The organism is Phenylobacterium sp. (genome assembly GCF_030645195.1).
In the GTDB taxonomy this organism is placed as follows: Bacteria; Pseudomonadota; Alphaproteobacteria; order Caulobacterales; family Caulobacteraceae; genus Phenylobacterium.
This window is the reverse complement of record NZ_JAUSLW010000087.1, coordinates 1-3,291: the sequence shown is the minus strand read 5'-3', so window position 1 is coordinate 3,291 and position 3,291 is coordinate 1. Positions and strand designations below refer to the sequence as shown.

The window sequence follows — 3,291 nt, the reverse complement described above, 5'->3', positions numbered from 1 at the left end:
ACAAGCTGAAGACTTGAGCGCCGCGGCCCTTGACTCTCCGCTCGCGCGAACTTGACCTCCATCAATGCCCGCAGGTTGAATCGGCCTTCTGGTGAAGCTGGGCGTCGGGCGCTCCGCGGAGTCGGATGGAAGCCATGCAGGCGGATTTGTCACATTGTGAGGTTTGGATCGGGGCGGTTGGCCAGACGCTACCCCCTGGTCTGAGCGAGGCGTCCATGCCGATCCCCGAGATCGCCTCGGTCTGCGCCGATTGCAGCCTGCTGGTGGAGGCCGATCACCGGATCGCCAACCACCTGGCCATGCTCAGCAGCTATGTGCGCCTGAAGGCCGCGGGCCTGGATGGCGAGACCCGGCTGCTGCTGGAGACCGTCGGCGCCCAGGTGGATGCGGTGGGCCGGCTGCATCGCGCCCTGGCCACCCACGGCCATCGCGGCTCGGTGGATCTCAGCGAGCATCTGCGGGCGATCTGCGCGCCCTTCGCCTCCGGGCTGTCGGGCGCCGCCAGGCTCATCCAGGATATCCCGGCCCAGTGTCACGTGCGGGCCGATCAGGTCCTGCCGATCAGCCAGATCGTCTCCGAGGTGATCACCAACGCCTTCAAGTACGCCCATGCCGACGAGCTGCCCGGGGTCGTCCTGGTGCGGTGCCACGGGGGCGAGTCCGGTCTGGTCCAGATCGAGGTGGTGGACGACGGGCCGGGCCTCCCGGCGGGATTCGATCCGGCCACCGACGGCGGCCTGGGCTTTCGCCTGATCCGGGCGCTCAGTCGGCAGTTGGGGGCGACCACCGCCTTCGAGTCCGCCGGCCAGGGCCTGCGCTTCCGCCTCACCCTGCCCTGACGCCGCCCCTGTCACCGATCGGTCGTGCGCAAGCAATATTGACAGAGCCGGGTTCGGAGACGAAAACGTCGAGCCTTCCTGTCCCCGCCGCCAAGCGCCGGGGACACTTCTCTTTTGGGAGGTATCCCCCGTGACTGAAAAGACCGCGACGCAAGCCGCGCCCGTCCCCAGCGATCACATCATGGGCGTGTACAACCGCACCCCGCTGGCGTTCGAGCGAGGCGTGGGCGCGCGACTTTTCACCACCGACGGGGAGGCCTATCTCGACTGCATGGCGGGCATCGCGGTGAACGCGCTCGGCCACGCCAACCCCAAGCTCGTCCAGGCGGTGAAGGACCAGGCCGAGAAGCTGTGGCACGTGTCCAACATCTTCACGATCCCGGGCCAGGAGAAGCTCGCCAAGGTGCTGACCGACGCCACCTTCGCCGACGAGGTGTTCTTCACCAACTCCGGCGCCGAGGCCATCGAGTGCGCCATCAAGACGGCGCGCAAGTATCACTGGGCCAAGGGCCACCCCGAGCGCATCGACATCATCGGCTTCGACGGCTCCTTCCATGGCCGGACGCTGGCGGCGGTCAACGCCTCGGGCAACGCGGCCTATCTGGAGGGCTTCGGCCCGCGGATGCCGGGCTTCGTCCAGGCCAAGTTCGGCGACATGGAGGGTCTCAAGGCCCTCGTGGGCCCCACCACCGCGGCGATCATCGTCGAGCCGGTGCAGGGAGAGGGCGGCGCCCGCTCGCTCACCGAACAGCAGCTCCAGGCCCTGCGCCGCCTGTGCGACGACACCGGGACCCTGCTGATCTATGACGAGATCCAGTGCGGCCTGGGCCGCACCGGCAAGCTCTTCGCCTATGAGTGGGCCACCGACGCCGCCCCCGACATCATGGCCATCGCCAAGGCGCTCGGCGGCGGCTTCCCGGTGGGCGCCTGCCTGGCCACGGCGGAAGCCGGCCAGGGCATGACTGTCGGCTCCCACGGCTCCACCTATGGCGGCAACCCGCTGGCCATGGCCGTGGGCCTGGCGGCCATGGAGGAGCTCAACAGCCCGCAGCTGCTGGCCCACGTCCGCGAGGTCGCCGGCTACTTCACCCAGCAGCTCTCGGGCCTGCAGGAGCGCTTCCCCGACGTGGTGGAGGACATCCGCGGCAAGGGGCTGCTGATCGGCATCAAGCTGAAGACCCCCAACCGCGAGTTCATGCAGCATGCCCGCGACCAGCACATGCTGATCGCCGGCGGCGGCGACAATTGCGTGCGCCTGCTGCCGCCGCTGAACCTCACCCTGGAAGAAGCCCAGGAAGCGGTCGCCAAGCTCGAGGCCGCCTGCGAGGCGGCGCGAACCCAGGCGAAAGCCGCCGCCTAACTCCACACCGCTCATCCCGGCGAAGGCCGGGACCCAGATTAGGACTCCTCGCTCTCAGGCTGAACCTGGGCCCCGGCTTTCGCCGGGGTGAGCGGGAGTTGGGAGATTCCCATGACCCAAGTCAGACACTTCCTCGACCTGTGGCGGATTTCCCCCGCCGACCTGCGCGCCATCCTGGACGACGCCAAGGCCCGCAAGGCCGCGCGCCGGGGCTGGACCCAGGGCCGCGTGGACGCCGACGCCCCCGGCGCGGCGCGGACGCTGGCCATGATCTTCGAGAAGAACTCCACCCGCACCCGCTTCTCCTTCGACGCGGCCATGCGCCAGCTCGGCGGCGACGTGATCATCTCCACGGCGGCGGACATGCAGCTGGGCCGCGGCGAGACCATCGAGGACACCGCCCGGGTGCTCTCGCTTATGGTGGACGCCGTGATGATCCGCTCCAACAGCCACGCCGACCTGGAGACCTTCGCCTCGGTGTCCACCGTGCCGCTGATCAACGGCCTGTCGGACAAGAGCCACCCCTGCCAGATCATCGCCGACCTGCTGGCCTTCGAGGAGCGCTGCGGGCCGGTCGAAGGCAAGACCCTGGCCTGGGTCGGGGATGGCAACAACGTCTGCTCGACCTTCATCCATGCGGCCCCGATCTTCGGGTTCAAGCTCAATATCGCCAGCCCGGCCAAGTACCATCCCGACCGCGTCGACCTGGCCCGCGCCGCCGACCGGCAGGGCCGGATCACGGTGACGGAGAACCCGGCCGAGGCGGTCGCCGGCGCCGACTGCGTGATCACCGACACCTGGGTCTCCATGGGCGACACCGACCGCGACGACCGTATCGCCGCGCTGGGCCCCTACCAGGTCACCGAGGCCCTGATGGCCAAGGCCAATCCCGGCGCCGTCTTCATGCACGACCTGCCCGCCCACCGCGGCGAAGAGGTCACCGGCGAGGTTCTGGACGGCGCGCGGTCGCTCGCCTGGGACGAGGCGGAGAACCGCATCCACGCCCAGAAGTCGATCCTGGCCTGGTGCTTCGGGAAGATTGGCTGACGCTCAGATGCTCCCCTTCTGGGGGAGCTGTCGGCGAAGCTGACT

3 protein-coding genes are annotated in these 3,291 nt (G+C 68.9%); all 3 read left to right on the top strand.

Annotated features, from left to right (window positions below):
* Positions 1 to 215: 215 nt before the first annotated feature.
* The 3 genes from Q7T09_RS07890 to argF all read left to right on the top strand — a co-directional run bounded on the left by Q7T09_RS07890 (position 216) and on the right by argF (position 3,246).
* A complete protein-coding gene (locus tag Q7T09_RS07890; RefSeq protein WP_304699027.1) occupies positions 216 to 839 on the top strand; it encodes a sensor histidine kinase in 624 nt (207 codons plus the stop codon).
* 181 nt (positions 840 to 1,020) lie between these two features.
* A complete protein-coding gene (locus tag Q7T09_RS07885) occupies positions 1,021 to 2,199 on the top strand; it encodes an aspartate aminotransferase family protein (RefSeq protein ID WP_304699029.1) in 1,179 nt (392 codons plus the stop codon).
* Between the two features lie 111 nt (positions 2,200 to 2,310).
* Complete coding sequence (gene argF, locus Q7T09_RS07880) at positions 2,311 to 3,246, top strand: ornithine carbamoyltransferase (protein WP_304699025.1); 936 nt, start codon at positions 2,311 to 2,313, stop codon at positions 3,244 to 3,246.
* Positions 3,247 to 3,291: the final 45 nt, after the last annotated feature.

Excerpts from the sequence above, each read along its gene's own strand:
- Q7T09_RS07890 (WP_304699027.1), top strand. The coding sequence starts at position 216 with ATGCCGATCCCCGAGATCGCCTCGGTCTGCGCCGATTGCAGCCTGCTG.
- Q7T09_RS07885 (WP_304699029.1), top strand. The coding sequence starts at position 1,021 with ATGGGCGTGTACAACCGCACCCCGCTGGCGTTCGAGCGAGGCGTGGGC.
- argF (WP_304699025.1), top strand. The coding sequence starts at position 2,311 with ATGACCCAAGTCAGACACTTCCTCGACCTGTGGCGGATTTCCCCCGCC.